The organism is Pseudacidovorax sp. (genome assembly GCF_017991995.1).
GTDB lineage: Bacteria > Pseudomonadota > Gammaproteobacteria > Burkholderiales > Burkholderiaceae_C > Xenophilus.
In genome coordinates this window covers 1-24,771 of the sequence record NZ_JAGOPN010000034.1, presented here as the reverse complement: position 1 = coordinate 24,771, position 24,771 = coordinate 1, and the positions used below count along the sequence as shown (strand labels likewise).

Sequence of the window (24,771 nt, the reverse complement as noted above, 5' to 3'; positions counted from 1 at the left end):
ATCTGACCCGGCACTGACGCGTCCCCGACGCGCGTCGCGCCCTCCAGGCTGGGCCAACGGGGCGCACGCACCGCCCGCCTGCACGCATCCGCCGTGCCTTCTCCAACCTCCATTGCCATGAAGATCCAAAGCCAGAAGGACTTTTTCTCCGGCCTCATGTTCACGGGCGTCGGCACGGCGTTCGCCATGGGTGCCACCTCCTACAACGTGGGCGACGCCGCCCGCATGGGTCCCGGCTACTTTCCCCTCATGCTGGGCGTCGTGCTGGCCCTGCTCGGCCTGCTTGTGATCGCCGGCTCGCTCGCACGTGGCGATGGCAGCGACGGCCGAATCGGCGCCATTGCCTGGCGTCCGCTGACGCTGATCATCTGCGCCAACCTCGCCTTCGGCGTGCTGCTGGGCGGCCTGCCGAGCATCGGGTTGCCCGCCATGGGGCTGGTGCTCGCCATCTACGCACTGACCTTCATCGCCAGTCGCGCCGGCCCGAGCTATTCCTTCCGCACCACGCTCATCCTGGCCACGCTGCTGGCCGTCGGCAGCTACCTGGTCTTCATCATCGGCCTGAAGCTGCAGTTCCAGGTCTGGCCGACCTTCATCAGCTGAGGACAACCCCACCATGGAACTGCTCGACCACCTGGCGCTCGGCTTCGAAGCCGCCTTCACGCTCCAGAACCTCGTCTATGCCTTCGTCGGCTGCCTGCTGGGCACGCTGATCGGTGTGCTGCCCGGCATCGGGCCGGTGGCCACCATCGCCATGCTGCTGCCGGCCACCTATGCACTGCCCCCGGTGGCGGCGCTGATCATGCTGGCCGGCATCTACTACGGCTCGCAGTACGGCGGTTCGACCACCGCCATCCTGGTGAACCTGCCAGGGGAATCGGCCTCGGTGGTGACCGTGATCGACGGCCATCAGATGGCCAAGCAGGGACGTGGCGGCCCGGCGCTCGCGGCGGCGGGCCTGGGCTCCTTCTTCGCGGGCTGCGTGGGCACGGTCATCCTCGCCGCCTTCGCCCCACCGCTGACGGAGCTGGCCTTCAAGTTCGGCCCGGCCGAGTACTTCAGCCTGATGGTGCTGGGCCTGATCGGCGCCGTGGTGCTGGCCTCCGGCTCCCTGCTCAAGGCGGTGTGCATGATCATCCTGGGCCTGCTGCTGGGCCTGGTGGGCACGGACGTGAACTCGGGCGTGGCCCGCTACAGCTTCGACATCCCGGAGTTGACCGACGGCATCAGCTTCATCGCCATCGCCATGGGCATCTTCGGCTACGGCGAGATCATCTCCAACCTGGCCAAGCCCGAGGAAGACCGCCAGGCATTCACCGCCAAGCTCAACGGCGTCTGGCCCACGCGGGACGACTTCAGGCGCATGACGCCCGCCGTGCTGCGGGGCACGGCGCTGGGCTGCTCGCTCGGCATCCTGCCCGGTGGCGGCTCGCTGCTGTCGTCCTTCGCCTCGTACACGCTGGAGAAGAAGCTGCGCCTGAAGCCGGGCGAGATCCCCTTCGGCAAAGGCAACATCCGCGGCGTGGCCGGCCCCGAGTCGGCCAACAACGCCGGGGCGCAGACCTCCTTCATCCCGCTGCTGACGCTGGGCATCCCCGGCAATCCGGTGATGGCACTGATGGTGGGCGCGATGACCATCCACAACATCCAGCCCGGCCCGCAGGTGATGACCAGCAACCCCGAGCTGTTCTGGGGCCTGATCGCCTCGATGTGGATCGGCAACCTGATGCTGATCATCCTGAACCTGCCGCTGATCGGCATGTGGATCAAGCTGCTGTCGATTCCCTACAAGTGGCTGTTCCCGGCGATCGTGCTGTTCTGCGCCATCGGCGTGTACTCGACCAACAACAACACCTTCGACATCTGGATGGTGGCCGTCTTCGGCGTCATCGGCTATGGCTTCATCAAGCTGGGCTGCGAGCCGGCGCCACTGCTGCTGGGCCTGATCCTGGGGCCGATGATGGAGGAGAACCTGCGGCGCGCGCTGCTGCTGTCGCGCGGCGATTGGGGCGTGCTGGTGACGCGGCCCATCTCGGCCGGCCTGCTCGTGGCCGCCGTCGTACTGGTCGTCATCGTGCTCATGCCCGCCGTGCGCTCGCGGCGCGAGGAAGCGTTCGTGGAGGCCTGAGCCGCTTCGATGGGACGCCCTCGGCGGGCGCACGTCGGACGCGGCCAACTGGCGACGTGCCGAACGGTCCTACGTCGCTTGGGCGGGAAGGCGCAGCGCAAGGGCACGCGGTGCCGACGATGCTTTGCGCATCGCCATCCCGTTCAGGTTCCGTGCCATGCGCCAGTCTTCGTTTGCCTCCTCCTCCCCTCTCCATCACCTGGACCGTCGCCGGATGCTCTGCGCCCTGGCGGCCGGTTGCGCAGCCGCCGGCCTGTCGGTCGCGCAGGCCCAGCCCAACAGCAAGGACCCCGACGACGCCACGCTGCGTGGCGACATGAGCAATGGCGACCGCGTGTTCCTGCGCTCCGCCGGCGGACTCATCGTGCGCGACCGCGAGATCGGCAAGCTGGGCCAGCGGCGCTTCCAGAAGCCGGCCCTGCGCGAGTGGGCCGCATCGCTGGAGAAGAAGTCTGACGCGCTCTACCGCGACATGACGGACTACGCCGAGCGCCACAAGACCAACCTGCCGCTGGACATGTCGGAAGTCTCGCGTCGCATGGTCGACCGGGTCGCAGAGAGCAAGGGAGCCACCTTCGACCGCGACATGGTGCGCACCGTCCGGGCCCTGCTGGAAGAGCAGGTGCGCGTGTTCACCGACTCGGCAGAGACGGCCGAGCATCAGGAGGTCGCCGCCCTGGCACGCCGGGCCGCGGACGACCGCCGCACGCTGTTGCAGGCGCTGGACAAGGCCGCTCCGCGCTCCTGAAATCCCCCGCGTGCCGACGGACCCACTGTCGGCAACGCATTGCCTTCGCGCCGGCCAAGCGCCCATGAAAAAGCCCGGTCGGCCCAAAAGCCGCCGGGCGAAGTCGCAGCAAGGGTGCTGCGAGGAGACCGCTTGCTCCAAGCATGATCCGGGCCAGCTTCTGCGGACGCCTCCGGGCCGCCTACAGCGGCCGATGTCCGGCGCCGACGTCGGGCGAGATGCGCCATGCCCACCATGAGGCGATGCAAGATACCGAGGCGCCCGTGCTGATCGACAGCTCTTCCTCCCGCACCGCGGAACACACGACGAAGGGCTTGGGCGCGCCCGCGCATCCATCCCGCTGGGCACGGCTTTGGCCCACGGTGCGCCGCTGGGCGGTACCTGCACTCGGGCTTCTGGTGCTGGCCATGCTCATCTCGCATGCACACAAGGTGGACTGGGCCGGCGCCTGGGCGGCGCTCAAGCGCTATCCCGGCACTGTTCTCCTGGAGGCCTCGATCCTGGCGCTGGCCAGCCACGCGCTGTACGGCTGCTTCGATCTCACCGGACGGCATCACACCCGGCATGGCCTGCAGGTGATGCGGACCTGGGCCATCGCCGTGGCGAGCTACGGCTTCAACCTCAACCTCGGCTCCCTGGTCGGCGGGGTGGCGCTGCGCGCGCGGCTGTACGCGCGCGACGGGCTGGACGAGACCAAGGTGGGCCAGATCATCGCCATGAGCCTGAGCACCAACTGGCTCGGCTACGGGCTCGTCGCGGGCGGCCTCTTTGCGTCGGGCATGCTGGACCTTCCCGATTCGGTGCCGCTGTCCAACGGCATGCTGCAGGTCATCGGCGTCGGGCTGATGTTGCTGCCGGTGGCGTACCTGGGTGCCTGCCTGCGCTGGCACGGCACCACCTGGAAAGTGCGCGGCAAGTCGGTCCACCTGCCCACGCCGCGCCTCGCCCTGGTGCAGCTGGCACTGTCCGCGGGCAACTGGTCCCTGATGGGCACGCTGATGTACCTGTTGCTGGGGGGCAGCGTGCCCTATGCCCACGTGCTGGGCGTGCTGCTGGCCGCATCGGTGGTGGGCGTGTGCGTGCCGATTCCGGCCGGACTCGGCGTGCTGGAGGCCGTGTACCTCGCGTTGCTGTCGGGCACCGTGCCCCAGGGCAAGCTGATGGGCGCGGTGCTGGCGTATCGCGCGCTTTACTACCTACTGCCGCTGGCCATCGCGCTGGGGCTGTATGCGTACCTGGAGAAGACGGCCAACCCGGATGCAGGTCAGGCCGAGGCCGCCTGAGCCTGCGTCCCCTCTGCCGCCGGCTCGATGCGGACGGCGCGGATGCGCTGGCCGTCCACGTCGAGCACCTGCATCTGCCATCCGTCGTGGACGAGCACCTCGCCGGCGGCCGGCATGCGGCCCAGCCGTGACAGCAGATAGCCCGCCAACGAGGTGTAGCTGTCGTCCTCGCTCACCAGCCCTTCGGTCTCCAGCATCCGCTGCAGCTGATGGATGTCGGCCGTTCCGGCGACGCGCCAGGCGCCTGCCTCCAGGCGCTCGATCTCCGGCAACTCGTCCTCGTCGGGGAACTCGCCCGCGATGGCCTCGAGCACGTCGAAGGGCGTGAGCAGGCCCTTGAGCAGCCCGTATTCGTCATTGACCAGCACCAGCTGGCCCTTGGCCTTGCGCAGGACGTCGATGGTGTGGGTGACGCTGGCACTTTCCGGCAGGTACAGCGGCATACGCATGTGCGCGCCCTGCTCGTCGATGCGGCCCTGCGCCACCAGCGCCGCGAGCAACTCGGTCGCCCGTCCGACGCCGACGACCTGATCCAGACTGCCGCGGCACACGGGCAGCAGGCTGTGCGGCGAGCCCAGCAGGCGCTCGCGCACTGCGTCGGGCGACTCCTCGAGATCGATCCAGGACACATCCGAACGCGGCGTCATGATGCTGCGCGCCGTGCGCTCCGCGAGGGAAAGCACGCCGCTGACCATGTGGCGCTCTTCCGGCGCAAACGCCGGGGCATCGACCGGCGCATGCGCATCGCCGTCGGACACGGCGGCCGCCTGCAGGCGCCGGCCGCCACCCAGCAGCCGCAGCACCGATTCAGCCGTGCGTTCGCGCAGCGGCCGCAGGGCCTGCTGCCGCGCCTGGTTGCGACGCGCCAGCTGGTTGAGCATCTCGATCAGGATCGAGAAGCCGATGGCCGCATACAGGTAGCCCTTGGGCAGGTGGAAGCCGAAGCCCTCGGCCACGAGGCTCAGGCCGATCATGAGCAGGAAGCTCAGGCACAGCACCACCACCGTCGGATGCGCATTGACGAAGCGCGTGAGGGGCTTGGCTGCCAGCAGCATCACGCCGATGGAGATGACCACGGCGGCCATCATCACCGGCAGGTCACTGACCATGCCCACGGCGGTGATCACGGCATCGAGCGAGAACACGGCATCGAGCACCACGATCTGCGCGACGACCAGCCAGAAGCCCGCATAGACGGGGTTGGTGGCCACCTGGTGCTCGGCACCTTCGAGCCGCTCGTGCAGCTCCGAGGTGGCCTTGAACAGCAGGAACAGACCCCCGAACAGCAGGATCAGGTCGCGGCCCGAGAACGAGAGCGGCCCGAGGGCGAACAGCGGCCGCGTGAGCGTGACCATCCACGAGATCACCGACAGCAGGCCCAGGCGCATGACGAGCGCGAGCGAGAGGCCGATGACGCGCGCCCGGTCGCGCTGGTGGGGCGGCAGCTTCTCGGCCAGGATGGCGATGAAGATCAGGTTGTCGATGCCGAGGACGATCTCCAGCACCACCAGCGTGAGCAGGCCGGCCCAGACGGCCGGATCGCTGAGGAGTTCGATCATCGGTGCCTCTGCGCGCGTGGGCGGTGCGGGCATGCCGCATGCCGTGCACGCGCCAAGGCGGCGCGGCAGAGCGAGGCAGCAGGATCGGGGAGGACGGTGCGCGCGCGGCGCGCGCAAGGGCTGGCGAAGGCCAGCCGCGGACTGGGAGGCTCGGAAGAGTCGCTGGACATCTGCTGCCAGTCTAGCGAGCGAGCCAACGCGACCCCCACAAGGCCGACGTGGCCCAGGGACATTGGCGGCGCAGGCGTCTCAATGCGCTATTCGCGCGCGGCGCACCGGCAAGGGATGGCAGCAGTCCTCTTCGTCGGCCAAGGGCGCTGGCGTGCTCTCGCGCACCATCAGCCAGCGACCCTCGACCTTCAGCGCCTGGCCCGAGGTCATCCAGGGCAGGCCCGGTGCCTGCGGCAGATGTTCAGCCAGCAGCAGCGGTGAGGCCATTTGCGCCGGCATCGTCACGACATCGTCCGAGGTGCGGACATGCACCGGCCCCTCCGGCCAGACCGGCGCCGTGCGATGGAGCCGGCAGACCCAGCGCGCGACATTCCTCAGATGTGGCCGCATGCGCGCACTGGCCGGCGTGGGATGGGCCAATAGATGCCGGTAGGCCGAACTATCGAGCACCTCGGCCGACGCGAGCGCATACAGCGTGAGGTAGCGGGGCCGCAATGCCGGTGCCATGGCCGCATAGCGGCACGCGTCCAGGATGCCCGGCACCGTCAGCCGCTCGGGCACATGCTCGTTGGCATGCCAGTCCTCGTACTCGGCTTCCACTTCCGGATCGACGTCATTCCACAGCGCCAGCAGCGCGCCTGCGCCCGCGAGCCAGTCAGCCATCGGAGGGCTCCGGCGCCAACAGCACCTTGCAGGCCTTCTTGCCATGCGCCAGGGCAAAACCTTCGGCCGCCTGGGACAGGGGCAGAACATGGCTCACCATCGGGGCGAGCACCGGGGCGAGTTCCTGCATCAGGTCGAGGGCGAGCGGCCAGTCTGACTCCGGCGGCCGGAAGGAGCCGCGCAGCTGGTGCTGGTTGCGCACCAGGGGGGTGAGGTCCAGCGTCAGCGGGCGGGCATGGATGCCCGTGACCACGACCACGCCATTGCGGCGCAGCAGCGGCAGCGCCTCCTGGATGGTCTCGGGCACGCCGGTGGCCTCGAACACCACGTCGAAGCGCTGGCCATCCATGAACGCAGCGACGCCCTCGGCCAGACTGCCGCGGGCCACGTCCACCTGCTGGGTGAAGCCCATGCGCTGCAATGCCTCCAGGCGCACGGCATCGTCGAAGCCGCTGACGACCACCTGCGCCGCGCCGGCCCGCCGCGCCAATGCGGCGATGCCCTGGCCGATGGTGCCCGGGCCCATCACCAGCACACGCGCACCTTTCACGTCGCCCGCGATGCGCAGGGCTTGCATGGAGATGGTCAGCGGCTCCGTCAGCGCCGCCAGCTCGTCGCTGACGCCATCGGGCACAGGCACGCAGTTGCGTTGTGGCACACGCACCCAGGCGGCAAAGGCACCGTCGCGCGTCATGCCGATGCCGCGTCGCTGCTCGCAGCGGTCGAATTCGCCGGCGGTGCAGGCCGCGCACACGCCGCAGGTCACCGACGGCCGCACCACCACGCGGCGGCCGGCCAGCGGCCCGGACTGCGCCACGCCGACGAACTCGTGGCCGATGGTCACGGGCAACGATGGGGCGATGAAGGTGTAGCTGGAGGTCCAGTCGTCAACGTGCAGATCGCTGCCGCAGATGCCGGCGGCATGCACGCGCACCAGCACCTCGCCGTCCCGCACATCGGCGGCCTGTGGCGCGGGCACCTCCACCAATTCGAGGCCGGCCGCGGCGCGGGTCTTTCTCAGGGCTTGCATGAATGAGGGCTCCTTGACATCAGTCGAGGCGGATGCCGGTCTTCTGGATGATGGCGCCCCACTTGCTGCGCTCCTGGGCCATGAAGCTGGCAAGGGCCTGCGGCGTGCCGCCACCCGGCACCAGGCCCTGCTTGGCAAAGGCGGCCTGCACCTCGGGCTCCTTCAGTGCGGCGTTGACGTCGGCGTTGACCTTGGCGATGACCGCAGCGGGGGTACCAGCCGCACTGAACAGGCCGTTCCACGCCAGCGCCTCGAAACCGGGGTAGCCGGATTCGGCGATGGTGGGCAGTTGCTCCATGCCTTCCATGCGCTTGGCGCTGGTGACCGCCAGCAACCGGATGCGGCCGCTGGCCACCAGCGGCAGCAGGGCCGGCGCCACGGTGAACAAGGCCTGCGTCTCGCCCGAGGCCAGGGAGATGCCCGCCGGCGGCGAGCCGTTGAAGGGCACATGCGTCGCCTCGAAACCGGCCGTGGTGCGCAACAGCTCCATGGTCAGGTGCGAGGAACTGCCGGCGCCGACGGAACCGTACGCCACACCATTGGGCTGGGCACGCGCCCAACTCACGAACTCCTGCACGGTCTTGGCCGGATGGTTGGCCCGCACCGCCAGCACGTTGGGCTGGGACGAGGTCATCACGATGGGCGCCAGGTCCTTGACCGGGTCGTAGGCCATCTGCTTGTACATGAAGGGCGCGAAGGCGATGGGCCCGTTGAAGCCGATGCCCAGCGTGTAGCCATCGGGTGCGGCCTTGGCCACCGCGACCATGCCGAGCATGCCGCCTGCACCCGGCTTGTTGTCCACAATCACCGGCTGGCCCCAGCGGGTGCTCAGGCGGTTGCCGAGGGTGCGCACGATGAAGTCCAGCGAGCTGCCGGCCGGCGCGGGCACCACGACCTTCACGGGCTTGGTGGGCCAGGACTGGGCTGCCGCATGCAGCGTCAACAAGGGAAAGAGCGCGAGGGCGAGGATTCGCTTCATGGGGGGGTGTCTCCAGTGCAAGCCGCTTCGAAACGAGCGGCTGTGGCCCGGATTCTTGGCGTGGCTTCGCAATACGTCCAGCACCGATTCGCTATGCTGCCCATACCTGCGAGGTATGGAGACACCATGAACATCGAGATGCGCCATCTGCGCTACTTCATCGCCGTGGCCGAGGCCGGCAACCTCAGCCGCGCGGCGCAGAAGCTGTTCATTGCGCAGCCGCCTCTGTCGGTGCAGATCCGCCAGCTGGAAGAGGCGCTGGGCACTTCCCTCTTCGTGCGCCACCCCAAGGGCGTGCACCTGACCGAGGCCGGCGAAGCCATGCTGCCCGAGGCACGGGCGCTGGTGGAGCGGGTCGGCGGACTGCGGGCATGGATTGCCGGCGCCACGCCGACCCGCCGGCTCTCGCTGGGCTTCGTGCCTTCGGCCGGCAGCACCGTGCTGCCGCAGTTGCTGGCCGCGCTGCGTGCAGACGACGCCGGCCTGCAGTTCGAGCTGCGCGAGATGATCAGCAGCGAGCAGATCGATGCGCTGGCCAGCGGCCAGATCGACCTGGGCATCGCGCGCGCCGACATCCGCCACCCGCGCATCGCGACCGTGGTCCGCATCCTCGATCCCTTCTGCGTCGCCGTGGCCGCCACGCATCGGCTGCCGCGGGGCGGCACGGCAGACCTGCGCGCGTATGCGGAAGCGGACTTCGTGGCCTTCACGCGTCATCGGGGCCCGGCGTACTTCGACCAGGCGATCCACCTGTGCGCGCAGGCAGGCTTTTCTCCGCGCATCCGCTACGAGGCGAGCACCGTGCACGGGGTGCTGGATCTGGTGGGTGCGGGCCTGGGCATCGCACTGGTACCGGCCAGTTGCGTGTTGCTGTCCGCGCCCCGGGTTCGGCTGCTGCCCCTTGCCCAGCCGCAGAAGAGCGCCGTGCTCACGCTGCTTCGACGCAAGGCCGGCAGCGGTGCCCCCTGTCTCGTCGGGGAGGAAGTCCTGCAGCGCATCGTTGACTTGTTCGAGCGCCTGCGCGAGCGCACGGCCGCGAAGCTGCAAGGCTGAGTGGCGGGAAGACGCGCTGGACAGCGTGCGCTGACACAGCACAAGCTATGTAAAATGTTTTTACGCACTTTAATGCGTTAAATTGATTTACAACACCAATTCTGTATGTCCGCCTTTACTGTACGAACTGCCGACCAGTTGCCTGGCCTGCTGCGTGCGCTTCGCAAGCAGAGCGGGCTGACGCAGGCCCAGATCGCGCAGCGACTGGGTGTGACCCAGCAGACCTACTCGGCCCTGGAGCGCAACGCCGAGAGCATGGGCGCCTCGCGACTGCTGTCGGTGCTCCACATCCTGGGGGCGGACATGGTGCTCGTGCCGACCGAACCCGACGCCACCCCTCGCGCGGCCGAGCGCGATTCACCCGCCTGGTAGTCCATGGGCCGCCGCACCCATCGCCGGGCTCTGGGCCTCTGGATGAACGGCGCCTTCGTCGGCACCTGGAGCCTGACGCCCCACGCGCCCGACACGCTGCAATACGACGCCGACTGGACACGGTCGCCGGAGGGCCGGCCGCTGTCGTTGTCCCTGCCCTTCACGCCCGGCAACGCGCCGCACCGCGGCCCCAAGGTGCGCGCCTATTTCGAGAATCTGCTGCCCGACAGCAGGGACATCCGCGAGCGCATGGCGCGACGCCACGGCACGGGCAGCACCGACGCCTTCGACCTACTGGCGCGCATCGGCCGGGACTGTGTGGGAGCCTTGGAGATCCTGCCTGAAGGCCAGGCCTCGCCGGGCTCCTTCGCGATCCAGGCCGAGCCGCTCAGCGAGGCACGCGTCGCCGCCATCCTGCGCAGCGCCACGGCCACCGCGCCCCTGGGGCTTGCCGTCGACGACGAGGACCTGCGCATCTCCATCGCCGGCGCGCAGGAGAAGACCGCCCTGCTGCTGCAGGACGGCCTCTGGTGCCTGCCGCAGGGCAGCACGCCCACCACGCACATCCTCAAGCTGCCGCTCGGGCTCGTGGGCGGCATGAAGATCGACATGCGCCACTCGGTGGAAAACGAATGGCTGTGCGCGCGCATCCTGCGTGCCTTCGGCCTGCCGGTGGCCGACTGCCAGCCGCTGCAGTTCGAGGAGATGCGGGTGCTGGCTGTGGCGCGCTTCGACCGGCGCTGGTGGAGCGCCCCCGACGGGCGGCAGCAACTGCTGCGTCTGCCGCAGGAGGACTTCTGCCAGGCGACCGGCACGCCGCCCGACGCCAAGTACGAGGTGGACGGCGGGCCCGGCATCGACCGGATCATGGGTGTGCTCGATGGCTCGCTGACGCGCGAGGACGACCGCCGCACCTTCTTCCTGGCCCAGCTGCTGTTCTGGATGCTGGGTGCCACCGACGGCCATGCCAAGAACTTCAGCCTGTTTCTGCGGCCCGGCGGTCGCTACCAGCTCACGCCGCTGTACGACGTGCTGTCGGCCTGGCCCGTGCTCGGCGAAGGGCCGGGCGCCATCTCGGCGCACAAGGCGCGCATGGCCATGGCGGTGCGTGGCCGCAATGCGCACTGGAAGCTGCGGGAGATCCTGCCGCGGCACTGGGTCGCGCTCGGCCAGCGCCATGGCGTGCGCGCAGCGGATGGCCGGGGCGTTGAGGCGCTGATCGAGGCGGCCGCGACACTCACGCCGGGCGTGGTGGCGGCCGTCCACGGCGAACTGCCGGCGGGCTTTCCGGCCGAACTGGCCGACCGCATCCTGGGCGGCCTGGCGGATGCGGCACGCAAGCTCTCCGCCGGGCTGTGACGCGCCCGATGCGGGACGGGCCACCCTGCGCCGCCCCGGGGCTCACGGCGTCCACTACAGTGCCCGCCATGGATTGCCGCCCCGACTGCGGTGCCTGCTGCACCGCGCCCTCCATCTCCAGCCCCATTCCCGGCATGCCGCACGGCAAGCCCGCGGGCGTGCGCTGCATCCAGCTCGCCGACGACAACCGGTGCCGCATCTTCGGCCAGCCCGAGCGGCCGGCCTGCTGCGGCGGCCTGGCACCGTCGGCCGAGATGTGCGGCAGCTCGCGGACCGAGGCGCTGCGCTGGCTGACGCAGCTGGAAGCCGAGACCGCGCCCGAGACCGGACGTTGAGCGACGACGCTCCGCCGACAGCGGCGCAGTGACCCGGCGCGGGCGCGACTCAGGACCTACGAACCGTCCTTCTTCACCGGCGCCGCAACCGCGATGTCTGTCGGGGCTGCCACCTTCGAGGACTGCACGTCCGCCTGCGAGGCGCCCCATCCGCCGCCCAGCGCCCGCACCAGCGCCACGGTGGCCTGGTACTGCGCAGAGCGCACCTGCAGCGCCTGCCGCCGGTTGCGCAGCGCGCTGCGGCGCGCATCGAGCACATCGAGCTGGCTGATGTAGCCATTGCGGTAGCGGGTGTCCGACAGCTGCAGGGCCCGCGCCGCGGCCTCCACCGCCGTGGCCTGCGCAGCGGCCTGCTGCTGCAGCAGACGCAGGCCCGAGAGCTGGTCCTCCACCTCGCGGAAGGCATCGAGCGACTGCGCACGATAGGCCGCGACCGCCTCGTCGAGCACGCCGCTCGCATGCTCCACACCCGCGGCACGGCGGCCGCCATCGAGCAGCGGCAGCGACAGCAATGCACCCACGCCCCACGAACGCGCCGACCACTTGAACAGGTCGCCCAGCTCCGGCGAGGCAAAGCCACCGCCGGCCGTGAGTGCGACGTTCGGGAAGTACGCCGCCTGCGCCGCACCCACGCGGGCCTGCGCGGCCAGCACCGACGCCTGGGCTGCGGCCACGTCGGGCCGACGCAGCAACACGGTGGAGGGCACGCCCGCCGGCACCACGGGCAGTGCGGTCTGCCAGCGATCGACGCCGATGCCGAAGTCCGCCGGCGCACGGCCGACCAGCACGGCCAATGCATGCTCCAGTTCGGCACGGCGGCGATCCAGGGCGAGGGCCTCGGACTCGTTGGCCGAGACCTCGGCCTGCATGCGCGCCACGTCCAGCGCGGCCACGTCTCCGGCCTGCTCGCGGCGCTGCGTGAGGCGCAGCGTGTCGCGGTAGGCGGCCACGCCGTCGCGCACCAGGGCGCGCTCCTCGTCGGCGGAGCGCAGGGCCAGATAGGTCTGGGCCACTTCGGCCTGCACCATCAGGCGCGTGCTCTGCAGAATGGCCTCGCGCGCCTGGGCGTCGAGCGCAGCGGCGTCCTGCAGGCGCGACAGGCGGCCGAACAGATCCAACTCCCACGAGGCACTGAGGCCGGCGTTGAGCAGCGTGGAAGGCTGGGTGGACTGGTTGCGATCCAGCCCGCGCTGCCGCGTGGCGCCGCCTCCCAGGCCAAGCTGCGGCGAACGGTCGGCCTCGGCATTGCGCAACAACGCCCTCGCCTGCCGCACACGGGCCGCTGCCTGCTGCAGGCTGGTATTGGCCTCGGCCGCCTGCGCCACAAGCGCATCGAGCACCGGGTCCTGGAAGGCCTTCCACCATTCGCCGCGGGGCTGGGCCTCGGCGGCGGCGGCCTCGGTCCAGCGGCCTTCGGTCGTAGTCCGAGTGACGGGCAGCGCTTCCTTGAAACGGGCGGGCGTGGCGACGGCAGGCAGCTGCGCCGGTGCGGTGGCGCAGCCAGCGAGCACCAGGGCGGCCAGCAGCGGAACGAGGGTGCGGCGCTTCGACAGGCTCAGCGTGAACGGTTGGTGGTGATCGAAGGCGCTGCGCACTTGCGCTGTACGGGTCATGGTCGCGTCCGTCGACGACGGCCCCCTCGTGGTCGATTGCGTGTTTGTCATGGTCGTTGTCCTCGTGAACAAGGAATGCCTGGGCGTCATTCGTGAGCGCCGCGCGGTGCCGCGGGCAGAGCCGCGAGGCCACCACCGCCGCTGCCGTGATGGCCCGGCGTGGCGGGATGCTCGGCCGAGACGAAGTCGTCAGCCTGGGCCGGCACCTGGCCGTGCTGCCGCAGCGGCCGGTTGCCGGCCAGGCGGCGCAGCGCCACGTAGAAGACGGGCGTGAGGAAGAGACCGAAGGCCGTCACGCCGATCATCCCGGCGAACACGGCCACGCCCATGGCATGGCGCATCTCGGCACCCGCGCCGGAGGACAGCACCAGCGGCAGCACGCCCATGATGAAGGCCAGCGAGGTCATCAGGATGGGCCGCAGCCGCAGCCTGCTGGCCTCGATGGCGGCCTGCACCGGCGTTCGACCCGCAAACTCCAGCTCCCGCGCGAACTCCACGATCAGGATCGCGTTCTTGGCGGACAGGCCCACCAGCACGATCAAGCCGATCTGCGTGAAGACGTTGTTGTCCCCCGCCGAGAGCCACACGCCGGTCATCGCCGCCAGCAGCCCCATGGGCACGATCAGGATGATGGCCAGCGGCAGCGTCAGGCTTTCGTACTGCGCGGCCAGCACCAGGAAGACCAGCAGGATCGCCAGCGGGAAGACGAGGATCGCCGAGTTGCCGGCCAGGATCTCCTGGTAGGTCAGGTCGGTCCATTCGAAGTCGATGCCCGCCGGCAGCGTCTCTGCAGCGATGCGCGCGATGGCGGCCTGCGCCTGGCCAGACGAATAGCCGGGTGCGGCGCCGCCGTTGACGTCGGCCGTGAGATAGCCGTTGTAGCGCATGGCGCGCTCGGGCCCGAAGCTCGCGTCGACCTTCATCAGGGCAGACAGCGGGATCATCTCGCCCGAGGACGAGCGCACCTTGAGCGCGCCGATGTCCTCGGCCCGCGCACGGTTGGGCGCATCGGCCTGCACGCGCACGCTGTAGGTGCGGCCGAACTTGTTGAAGTCGTTCGCATACAGGCTGCCCAGGTAGATCTGCAGGGTGTCGAAGATGTCGGTCAGCGGCACGCCCAGTTGCCGCGCCTTGGTGCGGTCCACGTCGGCGAAGAGCTGGGGCACGTTGACCTGCCAGCTGGTGAACATGCCGGCCAGTTCGGGCGTCTGCCGCGCCTTGGCCATGAAGGCCTGCACCGCCTTGTCCATGGCCTCATAGCCCAGCGAGGCGCGATCCTCCAGCTGCAGCTTGAAGCCACCGGTGGTGCCCAGGCCCGCCACGGGCGGCGGCGGGAACATCACGATGAACGCGTCCTGGATGCCCGCGAAGGCCTGGTTGAGCTGGCCGGCCACGGCCGCCCCGCTCTGCTCCGGCGCCTTGCGCTGGTCGAAAGGCTTGAGCATGGCGAACACGATGCCCGCGTTGGAGCTGTTGGTGAAGCCGTTGATCGACAGGCCCGGGAAGGCCAGCGTGCCTTCCACATTGGGGTTCTTCTTCATGATGTCGCCCATGCGGCGGATCACGTCGTCGGTGCGGTCCAGCGTGGCGCCATCGGGCAGCTGGGCGAAGCCGATCAGGTACTGCTTGTCCTGCGTGGGCACGAAGCCGCCGGGCACGGCCTTGAAGAGACCGAAGGTCAGCGCGACCAGCGCGACGTAGATGCCCAGCATCAGCGTCTTGCGCGAGATCACGCCGCGCACACCGCGGCCATAGCCTTCGCTGCCGCGGTGGAACAGCCGGTTGAACCCGCGGAAGAAGCCACCCAGCAGCCGGTCCATGCCGCGCGTGAGCGCATCGCGCGGCGCGTCGTGGCCCTTGAGCAGCAGGGCCGCCAGGGCCGGCGACAGCGTGAGCGAGTTGATGGCCGAGATCACCGTCGAGATGGCGATGGTGACGGCGAACTGCCGGTAGAACTGGCCCGTCAGGCCCGAGATGAAGGCCAGCGGCACGAACACCGCCACCAGCACCAGCGCGATGGCGATGATGGGCCCCGACACCTCGCGCATGGCTCTGTACGTGGCCTCGCGCGGCGTCAGACCGGCCTCGATGTTGCGCTCCACGTTCTCCACCACCACGATGGCGTCGTCCACCACGATGCCGATGGCCAGCACCAGGCCGAACAGCGACAGCGCATTGATGGAGAAGCCCAGCAGGTGCAGCACGGCAAAGGTGCCCACCACCGACACCGGCACGGCCAGCAGCGGGATGATGGACGCGCGCCAGGTCTGCAGGAACAGGATGACGACCAACACCACCAGGGCCACGGCCTCCAGCAGCGTGTGGATCACCGATTCGATGGACGCGCGCACGAACTGCGTGGGGTCGTAGGCGATGCGGTATTCCACGCCCTCGGGCATGGCCTTCTGGATCTCGGCCATGGTGCGGCGCACCTGCTCGGAGATCTGCAGCGCGTTGGAGCCGGGCGCCTGGAAGACGCCGATGCCCACTGCCGGGTCGTTGTCCAGCAGCGAGCGCAGCGAGTAGTCGGCCGCACCCAGCTGGATGCGGGCCACATCGCGCAGACGCACCACCTGCGTCGAAGGCTCACCGGCGGCGCCGCCCTTGACGATGATGTCGCCGAACTCCTCTTCATTGGCCAGGCGGCCGCGCGCGTTGACCGACAGCTGCAGGTCCACGCCCGAGAGGCCCGGCGAGGCCCCGACCACGCCGGCCGCGGCCTGGATGTTCTGCCCACGGATGGCGGCCACCACGTCGCCAGCAGCGAGGCCACGCTGGGCCATCTTCTGCGGATCGAGCCAGACGCGCATCGCGTACTCGCCGCCGCCCCAGATCTGCACCTGGCCCACGCCTTCGATGCGGGCCAGGCGGTCCTTGACGTTGAGCACCGCGTAGTTGCGCAGGTAGTCGATGTCGTAGCGCTTGTTGGGCGACACCAGGTGCACCACCATCGTGATGTCCGGCGAGCTCTTGACGGTGGCCAGGCCCAGGCGGCGCACCTCTTCCGGCAACCGCGGCTCGGCCTGGGCCACGCGGTTCTGCACCAGCTGCTGGGCCTTGTCGGGGTCGGTGCCCAAGCGGAAGGTCACCGTCAGCGTCATCACGCCGTCGGTGGTGGCCTGGCTGCTCATGTAGAGCATGCCTTCGACGCCGTTGATCTGCTCTTCGAGCGGCGTGGCCACCGTCTCGGCGATCACCTTGGGATTGGCGCCGGGGTACTGCGCGCGCACCACGATCTGCGGTGGTGCCACTTCGGGGTACTCGGAGATCGGCAGGCCGCGCAGCGCGATCAGCCCGGCGATCAGCATCAGCAGCGACAGCACGCCGGCAAAGATCGGCCGGTCGATGAAGAACTTGGAGAGATTCATGGCGCCAACTCCTGGTGGCGGGGTGAAGCGATCCCCCGCGCGCAGCACGAAGGCTGCGCACGGTGGCGACTTGGAAGCGGAAAGAAAGGGAGAGCGCCGCGTGCAGCGCGATGCGTCAGCGGTGGGGTGCCTTTAGCTGCGCGAGGCGACGCGCTCGGCCGCCGCCGAACTGGCGGCCGTCATCGGCACCTCGGTGGGCGCCACGACCATGCCGGGCCGCACATGCTGCGTGCCATTGACCACGACACGCTCACCGGCCTTGAGGCCGGTGCTGACCACACGCAGGCCCTGCACGGGCGCGCCGAGCGTGATCTCGCGGTATTCGGTCTTGTTGCCCTCGCCCACCACCAGCACGAACTTCTTGTTCTGGTCGGTGCCGATGGCCCGCTCACTGACCAGCAGCGCGCGGCTCTCGCCGGCCTGGCCCATGCGGATGCGGGCGAACTGGCCGGGGATGAGCGCACCATCGGTGTTGTCGAAGCGGGCGCGCACCCGCACGGTGCCGCTGCGGGCATCGACCTGGTTATCGATCAATTGCAGGCGACCTTCGTAGGGCGTGCCCTCGGTGGCGGCGGTGCCCATCTGCACCGGGATGCTGGCGAGCTGGGCCCGTGCACTGGCACCGCCGGGCAGTGCCTTCAAGGCGCGGGCCACCACCTGCTCGTCGGCATCGAAGCTGGCGTAGATGGGGCTCACCGACACCAGCGTGGTCAGCACCGGCGCACCTGGGCCGGCGGGCACGAGATTGCCCACGGTCACCTCGGCCCGGCCGATGCGGCCGGCCACCGGCGCGCGCACCTGCGTGTACGACAGATTCAGCCTGGCACTTTGCAGCGCGGCCTGGGCGGCGCGCAGGTTGGCTTCGGCTTCCTGGCCGGCATTGAGGCGCTCATCCAGTTCGCGCTGGGCGATGGCCTGCTCGCCGTACAGCCGGCGGGCGCGCTCCTGCTCGCTGCGGGTGTAGGCGGCGCGGGCCTGGGCCGAGGCCACCTGCGCCTCGGCGCGCTGCACCTCGGCCTGGTAGGGCGCCGGGTCGATGGTCAGCAGCAGTTCGCCCTGCTTGACCAGCGCGCCTTCGCGGAAGTGGATGGCCTGCACGGCGCCGGCCACGCGCGAGCGGACCTCGACGCGCTCGACGGCTTCCAGGCGGCCCGAGAACTCGTCCCAGGCGCTGACGGGCCGCGACTCGACGGCGGCCACGGTCACGGGCGTGGCAGGGGGAGCCGCAGGCACGGGCGTGTCGCTGGCCTCGGCACGCAGGCCGGGAACGCCCAGCACACCGGCACCGATGGCGAGCACGGCGGTAAGGCTGGTGATGGCGGGCCACACGCGGCGGCGGGTGGGTGGCGTGGCGGCAGCGGGGGTCTTGTCGAGGTGGGACATGGAGGTCTTTCTTTCGGATCGAAGGAATGCAGGGGCCAGCCCGGCGCTTGTGGCGCAGGCGGCATGGGCGTGGAAGAAGGGGTGGCGTGCGCGCGGCTTCAGCCGGCGCAGCACGGCCCGCGCGGCCGGGCAAGGCCGCGAGCGCAGTCGCAAGGGGGTGATCGGTCAGCGCCGTACAGCGGCGCCGTCGGCACGCCGATCAGCTGGGCGGCGTGGCCGCCGCCGCGCGCCGGGCCTCGAAGAAGGCCGTGACCCTCTGACGCGCGGCCACACCGCAGGCCGGACATCCCGGGTCATCGGGCTGGTACAGCGCCTCGGGCCACTGGGAGGTGGCGGGCAGCACTTCCGCCACCACGTCGATGCCGGCGGCGCGCAGCCGCTTGGCATAGGCCAGGGCCTCGTCCCGCATCGGGTCGTCGGGGCCGACCAGCACCAGCGTCGGCGCCACGTCGGTCAGCCGCAGGGCCGAACCGGGCACCGCGTAGGGATGCGTGGCATCCATCGGACGGCGCAGGTATTGCTGCCAGCCGGTGGCCCATTTGCAGGCCGCATCGGCGCAGGAGGCCTCGCGCAGCGACGCGGTGCCGGCGCAAGGGTCCAGCATGGGCGAGAGCAGGATCTGGCCCGCCAGCGGCGGGTGGCCACGATCGCGGGCCACCAGCGCCACCGCAGCGGCAAGGTTGCCGCCGGCCTCCTCGCCCGCCAGATAGATCTGCGCGCCCTTGCCCGCCAGCTTGACGCGCTGCTTGTAGAGCCATTCGAGGGCCGCAAAGCCCACCTCGATGGGCTTGGGAAAGGGATGCTCGGGTGCCAGCGGATAGGCCAGCGACAGGACGCGCGCACCCGCAGCGGCCAGCAGCCGGCCCACGTTGCGCCCGTTGTCCAGGTCGCCGCAGACGAAGGTGCCGCCATGGAAATGCAGCACCAGCGGCATGGCCGCCGCTCCCTTGAGACGCTCTCCGTAGATGCGGGCCTTCACGGGCTCGCTGCCGGGCAGGTCGATGTGCAGGTCCTCCTCCGCCACGGCGCAGCCGGCCGGGGAAGTGGCGGCGGACGCTGGGGCTTGGGGATTCGTGCTCATGGCAGGCCTTTCGGATCGGACGTGGGAAGTCTTTGGGGTGCGGCGTGGATCGAACTATACGAACGCCCGCCGCTTGCACGGACCGTGCCGATGCCCCTACTCTGTTTCCCGCGCAGCAACAATGGAGGGCTGGTTGCCGCACAGAATGCGGGGCCACAAGGCGGCCTGGCAATTGCCAGCCTGCCGCATCCCGCGCGCGCGGGATGTCAGCCCTTTTCGCACATCGATCCATGGACCAGATCCAGACCATGCGGGTGTTCGTGCGTGTCGTGGAGGCGGGCAATTTCACCCGCGCCGGCGACTCGCTCGGCCTGCCCAAGGCCACCGTGACCAAGCAGATCCAGTCGCTGGAGTCGCGGCTGCGCGTCAAGCTGCTCAACCGCACCACGCGGCGCGTGACTGTCACGCCCGACGGGGCGGCCTACTACGAGCGCGTCGCGCGCCTGCTCAGCGACTTCGACGAGCTGGAGTCGAGCATGACCAACAGCAACGCCGCGCCCTCAGGCCGGCTGCGCGTGGACGTGGGCACCGCCATGGCGCGGCTCGTCCTCATCCCGCGGCTGCAAAGTTTCTGCGACCAGTACCCCGACATCCAGGTGGACCTGGGCGTCAGCGATCGTCCGGTCGACCTGATCGGCGACAACGTGGACGTGGTGATCCGCGGCGGCGAGATCGGCGATCAGTCGCTGGTGGCGCGACGCATCGGCACCCTGCCCTTCATGACGGTCGCCTCGCCGGACTACCTGAAGCGTTACGGCGTGCCCCGCACGCCGCACGACCTGGAGCGCGGGCGGCAGCATGTCATCAACTTCTTCTCGCACAACTCGCGCCGGGTCTATCCGCTGGAGTTCCACAAGGATGGCGAGACGCTGGAGGTGACCGGCCCCGCCCGCCTCGCCGTGAACGACAGCAATGCCTACACTGAGGCAGCGCTCGCTGGCTTCGGGGTGGCCCAGATGGTCCGGTTCATCGCCGCGCCCTACGTGGCCCGGGGCGAACTGGTGGAGCTGTTTCCGGACTGGGAATGCCCTCCCCTGCCGGTGCATGTGGTGTATCCGCCCAACCGCCACCTGAGTGCCAAGGTCCGCGCCTTCGTGGACTGGACGGCGGCGGAGTTCGCCCGCAACCAGGATCTGGCCCGCGCGCCGGACGCCGCAGCGGTCCGCGCCGGCTGACGTCGGCGCTCGCCCGTCTGCCCTGCCAGGCCGTGCCGGGCATCACTCCTCGTCGCCGCCCATCTCGGTCGCGATCTCCAGCAGATCTTCAGCGCTGGGCTTGTCCCAGCCGGGGCCGAAGGTTGCATCGCCGAAGAAGCGCAGCATCTCCTGCCGCACCATCGGATGCTGCCAGCCGCTGGAACCCAGCCGCTTGATGATGGACGGATGGGCGCCGCGGCCCTGCAGGGCGAGCATCAGCTGGCCTTCCAGCTCGTGCTGGGTTTCCTCGGACAGTTGCTCGATGGCGGACAGGCAACGCTCGTTGGCGCGGCGAATCCATTCCGCCTGCCAGCGCTGGCGACGCTGCGACTGTTGCTCGCGCGCCGCCAGCGCCGCTGCGGCTGGGTGGGCCGCCGTGGCCTGCGCCGCGGCATCGGCTTGGTCGCCGCCCCGGGCCAGCAACGCCTTGAGATAGCGGGCCGGATCCCGCAGCGGTTCGGGATAGGCCGTGTTCACCCGCCGCTCCAGCACATCGAGGGCCGAGCGCACCGCGGCCTCGTCGCAACCCGCCGCCATCTGCTCGAAGGCTTCCTCGCTCACTCCCAGCGCGATGGCGCGGCTCACAGCGACCATGTCGACCGGCGCGGGCGCGCGGGCCAATGTGAGCGCCGACTGCTTCTTTCGGCCAATGTGGAACTGGATCTCGTCGATGAATCGGCCCTGCTTGTGCTCGACCAGCTCGATCTCCAGATCGGTGATCGCATTGACTTCGGCGATGGCCGGCTTGAGGGTGTCGCGCTTGAAGATCCGGTATTCGAGGCGGTCGGTCTTCTCGGTGTGGGGATTGCCGCTGAGCACCGGGTACCACCAGCGCCAGGGCTGTCGCGCCGTCCGGCCGATGTCCTTGTAGCGGGTGCAGATCTCGTAGAGCACCACGCCCGCATGGGTGCGCAACTGGCTGATCACTTCCAGCCGAAGCCGCGCGAACACGCTCGGGTCCAGCAGTTCCTGCTTGAGGTTGACCGCGTAGGACCACTCGACCCAGACCTGGCCGCGCTCCTTGCTGAGTCGCGCATGGGCCAGCAGGCCACTGACATTCCAGGCCGCGCCCTCCCCGCTCGTGGGCGACTGCCACTCCACGGTGGTGGACACCATCGCCCTCAGGTGCTTCTTGATCAGCGCATGGTCGTTGCTGTCGAAATCCAGGCCGCGGACCACCGAGTCGAGCGGGGTCCGGAAGACGTCCTTCTCCATGCCCTGCTCCTGCGCCAGGTACAGCAGCACGTTGTAGCTCTTGCGCCCGAGCGTGGTGATCCGCGTCGACTTGGGGACGATGGCCAGCGTGTTGACGGCCTTGCGCAGCAGCTGCACGTCGTCGGAGACGGCCGGACCGCCGCCGCCCGCGGAAGCACGGGTGCGCAGGGTGTCGGGAGACCGAAGGGTTCGAGCCATGGACGGTAATGTACGCGAGAGGTGATCCGGCCTTTCACCTGAAAGCGTTCCGATCCTGTTCCTGAAAACTCTCACGTGAAACCAGGACCGCGCCCCGCTGAAACAGACGAAGGCGGAGAGTTTTCGGGATCGCCGGCCGAAGAAGCGTGGGCGCCGCCATCTGGAAACGGCGCACCGCCCCGATTTCGGCCCCGGAGTGCCCTTCTCTCTTCCACAGCGCACCACAAAGCAGCGCAAGACACCTCGATGGAGGCCCACGGAGCGGCGGCCCGCCCTTCTTTCCTGAAAACACTCACCTCAGACCGTCTCGCTGCGACCTCATGAACTCATGAAAACACGCACCCTCACTACCGAAAAGTCTCCGTCTTCTCCCGTCTCCCTGGCTCTCAGCTCCCGATCCGTCGCCATATCGTCCTGAATCCCTGCATGTCTTCGGCGCCAAGTGCTTGTCACCATTGGGTTTTCTCGGCTCTAAAGGTATTAAAGAGATTGAAGGACTTAGAGTCTTTCCTAAAGGCGATCCAAACTACAGAAACCGAATCACGCAACAGATGCGGGAGCCTTGACGTTTTTCTGGCCAATTCACGGAATTCCGTCAAGCGCCTCGGTAAACTCGAGCCATCAGGAGTTTCATATGGCATCTTCCCCTCTTCCAGCCCCCCGGCCCATCAGTCTCTCGGACATTGCCGCGCAGGCCGAACGCGCCGTTGCCATGATGGAGCAGATCCGCTCCGCCATGTTGGCACCCACTGCACGCAAAGAAGCCCCCATGTTCAGCCTCTCCCAGCTGGCCAGCCTGCTGGAGATGGAAAAAGGCTCGATCTCGCACCGGCTCGGCAAAGGCGACCTGCCTGCGGGGCGGCTCAACGCTTCGGGCAGCCGACGGGAATTCACGCTGGCCGAAGCGCGCCAGTGGGTTCGCGAGTACCGCAAGGACCGCCTGCGGCCCGAAGGTGCTGAGGCGGTGACCATTTCCATCGGCAACTTCAAGGGCGGCGTATCCAAGACGACGACCGCCGTCACGCTGGCGCAAGGCCTGTCGCTGCTGGGGCATCGCGTGCTGGTCATCGACACCGATCCTCAAGGTTCGCTGACCACGCTGTTCGGCATCCTCCCAGACACGGAGGTCGAGGAACAGGACACCATCCTGCCTCTGGCCATGGGAACGGAGACCTCGATCCGGTACGCGATCCGCTCCACCTATTGGGATGGCATCGACCTGGTCGCCGCCGCGCCCGTGTTGTTCGGCGCAGAGTTCGCGCTCCCTGCCCGGCAGACGCAGGAGCCCGGTTTCGAGTTCTGGCGGGTGCTAGACCTCGGCATCGATGACGTGCGTGGCGACTACGACGTGATCGTGATCGACACCCCCCCTGCCCTGTCGTACACGACCATCAATGCGTTCATGGCCTCCAACGGCATCATCATGCCGTTGCCGCCAAATGCCCTCGACTTTGCGTCCGCCTCGCAGTTCTGGAGCCTTTTCTCCGACCTGACCGGGGAACTGCTCACCAAGCGCGGTCTGGACAAGCATTTCGATTTCATCCATGTGTTGCTGGCCCGGGTCGATTCGGCCGACGCCGCCAGTACGGTCATCCGCCAGTGGATCGGCCAGACTTACGCGGAAAAGGTGCTCCCAGTGGAGATTCCCAAGACTGCCGTCACCGGGGTGGCCAGTGCTGAATTCGGCACCGTGTACGACGTCTCCCGCTACGACGGGAGCGCCCGCACCTTCAAACGTGCACGGGACGCCTATGACAGCTTCGTCGGGCAGATCGAAGGGTCGGTCCGCGCCGTGTGGAACGGACAGGTGGGGGTGTTGAACGGTTCAACACCCCCGGTCAACTCGCCTAAGGAGGGTCGTCGATGAGCAAGAAGCTTGCAGCAAAGGCCAGCCTGATCCAGCTGCCGCCCTTCCGCATGCCGCCTGCGGCGCCCGCTACCCCGGCCGTTGATGCCCAGCCCCGAGAATTGCCGGTCAGCCCCATGGGGGCACCGGTAGCCTCCAGCGCACCCAACGCGGAGGCGCGTCCCAAGACCGCGCCGGGGTCCATGGCGGTGTTCATGGCATCACAGTCGGCGGCCGTGAAAGAGGCGGAAGAGCTGAAGCTCAAGTTGCGCGCGTTTGAGGGTGCGGTGCCGATGAAGGCTTTGGATCCCCGGCGGATCCGCGCTTCCCGGTGGGCGAACCGGCATGCCAACGCGCTGGCCGACAAGGCCTTCGAGGAGTTGAAGACGGACATCGCTTCGAGCGGGGCGAACGTGCAGCCTGTCTGTGTCCGTGCGCTGGCTGAAGGCACCGATCCGGCGGCCGACTATGAGCTCGTGTTCGGCCACCGTCGGCATCGCGCCTGTCTGGAACTGGGCATCCCCGTTCAGGCCATCATTGCGGACATCGACGACAAAGGCCTGTTCGAGGCCATGGAGCGCGAGAACCGCGCCCGCAAGAACCTCAGCGCCTGGGAGCAGGGCATGATGTACAGGCGGGCGCTCGACAACGGCCTGTACCCGTCCCAGCGCAAGCTGGCCGAGGCAGTGGGCGTCGACTTGTCGCTGATCTCCAAGAGCCTTGCCTTGGCGCGCTTGCCCGATGCCGTGGTCGAGGCATTTCCTTCACCCCTCGACGTGCAGTTCCGCTGGGCCCAGCCGCTCAGCGAAGTGCTGCAGCGGGACCCCGAAGGCCTCGTCGCGCGCGCGAAGGAGCTGAAGGCCAGCAAGGTGGCGTTGAATGCCAAGCAGGTGCTAGACGCCCTGCTTGGCCAGGGCGACAAGGTGTTGAACCGTTCAACAGCCCCGGCTGAAAGACGCTTAGGTAGGGCAGGGCAGGGCGCTGTGCTGGCTGCGGATGCGACCGGCCGAATGACGCTGCGCTTCGACCGGGGTGTTCTAACGCCGGCGCGTGAAGCGGCGCTGATCGACTGGTTGAACGCGCAACTCGGGGCAGACTGACCGCGCGCGGTGGTGTTGAACCGTTCAACACCACCGTCTGGCGTCATGGCGCCGGGGCCATGACAAGTAGGAGGAGGGCGTTCATCCACCC

20 protein-coding genes are annotated in these 24,771 nt (G+C 69.0%); 11 read left to right on the top strand and 9 right to left on the bottom strand.

Translation table 11 applies throughout. The annotated features are described in order from the left end of the window. Window positions 1-117: 117 nt before the first annotated feature. The 4 genes from KBC94_RS28510 (at window position 118) to KBC94_RS28495 (ending at window position 4,159) form a co-directional block, all read left to right on the top strand. Window positions 118-603, top strand: a complete 486-nt coding sequence (locus KBC94_RS28510) for a tripartite tricarboxylate transporter TctB family protein (RefSeq protein WP_294378817.1) — start codon at window positions 118-120, stop codon at window positions 601-603. Window positions 604-616: 13 nt separating this feature from the next. Beyond that, window positions 617-2,128, top strand: a complete 1,512-nt coding sequence (locus KBC94_RS28505; protein WP_294378815.1) for a tripartite tricarboxylate transporter permease — start codon at window positions 617-619, stop codon at window positions 2,126-2,128. Between the two features lie 214 nt (window positions 2,129-2,342). Next, on the top strand, window positions 2,343-2,876 hold the full coding sequence (locus tag KBC94_RS28500; protein ID WP_294378812.1) for a DUF4142 domain-containing protein: 534 nt from the start codon (window positions 2,343-2,345) through the stop codon (window positions 2,874-2,876). A 242-nt stretch (window positions 2,877-3,118) separates the two neighbouring features. After that, on the top strand, window positions 3,119-4,159 hold the full coding sequence (locus KBC94_RS28495; protein WP_294378807.1) for a lysylphosphatidylglycerol synthase domain-containing protein: 1,041 nt from the start codon (window positions 3,119-3,121) through the stop codon (window positions 4,157-4,159). Here the strand turns inward: KBC94_RS28495 and KBC94_RS28490 are convergent. The 4 genes from KBC94_RS28490 to KBC94_RS28475 all read right to left on the bottom strand — a co-directional run bounded on the left by KBC94_RS28490 (window position 4,141) and on the right by KBC94_RS28475 (window position 8,561). After that, complete coding sequence (locus KBC94_RS28490) at window positions 4,141-5,715, bottom strand: TerC family protein (protein WP_294378835.1); 1,575 nt, start codon at window positions 5,713-5,715, stop codon at window positions 4,141-4,143. The genes KBC94_RS28495 and KBC94_RS28490 overlap by 19 nt on opposite strands. A 252-nt stretch (window positions 5,716-5,967) precedes the next feature. Continuing rightward, window positions 5,968-6,552 (bottom strand): DUF4286 family protein, encoded by a 585-nt coding sequence (locus tag KBC94_RS28485; protein WP_294378805.1) that lies wholly within the window; start codon window positions 6,550-6,552, stop codon window positions 5,968-5,970. Continuing rightward, window positions 6,545-7,582, bottom strand: coding sequence for an alcohol dehydrogenase catalytic domain-containing protein (locus KBC94_RS28480; protein ID WP_294378803.1), 1,038 nt, complete (start codon window positions 7,580-7,582; stop codon window positions 6,545-6,547). The genes KBC94_RS28485 and KBC94_RS28480 overlap by 8 nt, the downstream gene beginning before the upstream one ends. Window positions 7,583-7,601: 19 nt before the next feature. After that, window positions 7,602-8,561 carry a tripartite tricarboxylate transporter substrate binding protein gene (locus tag KBC94_RS28475; RefSeq protein WP_294378799.1) on the bottom strand — a complete coding sequence of 320 codons (960 nt, stop codon included), beginning with the start codon at window positions 8,559-8,561 and terminating at the stop codon, window positions 7,602-7,604. A 126-nt stretch (window positions 8,562-8,687) separates the two neighbouring features. Here KBC94_RS28475 and KBC94_RS28470 point away from each other — a divergent pair, with 126 nt between their 5' ends. The 4 genes from KBC94_RS28470 (at window position 8,688) to KBC94_RS28455 (ending at window position 11,680) form a co-directional block, all read left to right on the top strand. After that, window positions 8,688-9,614, top strand: a complete 927-nt coding sequence (locus KBC94_RS28470) for a LysR family transcriptional regulator (protein ID WP_294378795.1) — start codon at window positions 8,688-8,690, stop codon at window positions 9,612-9,614. Between the two features lie 105 nt (window positions 9,615-9,719). Further along, window positions 9,720-9,986: a helix-turn-helix transcriptional regulator gene (locus tag KBC94_RS28465; RefSeq protein ID WP_294378791.1), complete on the top strand. Its 267-nt coding sequence runs from the start codon at window positions 9,720-9,722 to the stop codon at window positions 9,984-9,986. 3 nt (window positions 9,987-9,989) lie between these two features. Then, on the top strand, window positions 9,990-11,345 hold the full coding sequence (locus KBC94_RS28460) for a type II toxin-antitoxin system HipA family toxin (RefSeq protein ID WP_294378789.1): 1,356 nt from the start codon (window positions 9,990-9,992) through the stop codon (window positions 11,343-11,345). A gap of 68 nt (window positions 11,346-11,413) precedes the next feature. Further along, window positions 11,414-11,680 carry a YkgJ family cysteine cluster protein gene (locus KBC94_RS28455; RefSeq protein ID WP_017759195.1) on the top strand — a complete coding sequence of 89 codons (267 nt, stop codon included), beginning with the start codon at window positions 11,414-11,416 and terminating at the stop codon, window positions 11,678-11,680. Between the two features lie 56 nt (window positions 11,681-11,736). Here KBC94_RS28455 and KBC94_RS28450 read toward each other — a convergent pair whose 3' ends face one another. The 4 genes from KBC94_RS28450 to KBC94_RS28435 form a co-directional block, all read right to left on the bottom strand. Further along, window positions 11,737-13,293, bottom strand: a complete 1,557-nt coding sequence (locus tag KBC94_RS28450; protein WP_294378786.1) for an efflux transporter outer membrane subunit — start codon at window positions 13,291-13,293, stop codon at window positions 11,737-11,739. 86 nt (window positions 13,294-13,379) lie between these two features. Further along, window positions 13,380-16,661 (bottom strand): efflux RND transporter permease subunit, encoded by a 3,282-nt coding sequence (locus tag KBC94_RS28445; protein WP_294378783.1) that lies wholly within the window; start codon window positions 16,659-16,661, stop codon window positions 13,380-13,382. Window positions 16,662-16,793: 132 nt separating this feature from the next. Further along, window positions 16,794-18,044 carry an efflux RND transporter periplasmic adaptor subunit gene (locus tag KBC94_RS28440; RefSeq protein ID WP_294378749.1) on the bottom strand — a complete coding sequence of 417 codons (1,251 nt, stop codon included), beginning with the start codon at window positions 18,042-18,044 and terminating at the stop codon, window positions 16,794-16,796. A gap of 199 nt (window positions 18,045-18,243) precedes the next feature. Next, the gene (locus KBC94_RS28435; protein WP_294378744.1) at window positions 18,244-19,125 is read right to left on the bottom strand and encodes an alpha/beta hydrolase; all 882 of its coding nucleotides are present in this window, start codon (window positions 19,123-19,125) and stop codon (window positions 18,244-18,246) included. A gap of 230 nt (window positions 19,126-19,355) precedes the next feature. Here KBC94_RS28435 and KBC94_RS28430 point away from each other — a divergent pair, with 230 nt between their 5' ends. After that, a complete protein-coding gene (locus KBC94_RS28430) occupies window positions 19,356-20,300 on the top strand; it encodes a LysR family transcriptional regulator (RefSeq protein WP_294378741.1) in 945 nt (314 codons plus the stop codon). Window positions 20,301-20,342: 42 nt separating this feature from the next. On the opposite strand, the gene KBC94_RS28425 is transcribed toward KBC94_RS28430, so the two are convergent. Then, window positions 20,343-21,734 (bottom strand): replication initiation protein, encoded by a 1,392-nt coding sequence (locus tag KBC94_RS28425; protein WP_294378738.1) that lies wholly within the window; start codon window positions 21,732-21,734, stop codon window positions 20,343-20,345. Between the two features lie 634 nt (window positions 21,735-22,368). Between KBC94_RS28425 and KBC94_RS28420 the strand changes: the two genes are divergently transcribed. Continuing rightward, entirely contained in the window at window positions 22,369-23,601 is a 1,233-nt protein-coding gene (locus KBC94_RS28420) for an AAA family ATPase (protein WP_294378735.1), read from the top strand. Then, window positions 23,598-24,680 (top strand): ParB/RepB/Spo0J family partition protein, encoded by a 1,083-nt coding sequence (locus KBC94_RS28415; protein WP_294378733.1) that lies wholly within the window; start codon window positions 23,598-23,600, stop codon window positions 24,678-24,680. The genes KBC94_RS28420 and KBC94_RS28415 overlap by 4 nt, the downstream gene beginning before the upstream one ends. The last annotated feature ends 91 nt before the right edge of the window (window positions 24,681-24,771 follow it).